The sequence below is a fragment of the Arthrobacter sp. LAR12-1-1.1 genome (assembly GCF_040676555.1).
In the GTDB taxonomy this organism is placed as follows: domain Bacteria; phylum Actinomycetota; class Actinomycetes; order Actinomycetales; family Micrococcaceae; genus Arthrobacter.
In genome coordinates, this window is record NZ_JBEGIG010000044.1 from 1 (window position 1) to 458 (window position 458).

Consider the following 458-nt stretch of genomic DNA (forward strand, 5'->3'; position numbering starts at 1 on the left):
CTGAAGGAGGACAAGGACCGGGACCCGAAGTACTGGCAGGAATGGGTCAACCTGATCGCGCTGGCCGTGAATGAGGAAAACGCCTCGGGCGGGCGGGTGGTCACCGCCCCCACCAACGGCGCCGCCGGCATCATCCCGGCCGTGCTTTACTACGCGCTGCACTTCGCCCCCGGCATGGACCAGGCCACCCAGGCCGACCGGGACGATGTGGTGGTGAAGTTCCTGCTGACCGCGGCCGCGATCGGGGTGCTCTACAAGGAGCAGGCCTCGATCTCCGGCGCGGAGGTCGGCTGCCAGGGCGAGGTGGGTTCGGCGTCCTCGATGGCGGCCGCCGGCCTGGCCGAGGTCATGGGCGGCACGCCGGCGCAGGTGGAGAACGCCGCGGAAATCGCGATGGAGCACAACCTGGGCCTGACCTGCGACCCGATCGGCGGGCTGGTCCAGGTCCCGTGCATCGA

General features: G+C 69.9%; 1 protein-coding gene. It reads left to right on the forward strand.

The genetic code is table 11. The features are described from left to right. The coding region (locus MRBLAR12_RS18615; protein ID WP_364747542.1) for an L-serine ammonia-lyase, iron-sulfur-dependent, subunit alpha at positions 1-458 on the forward strand (458 nt) is incomplete at both ends.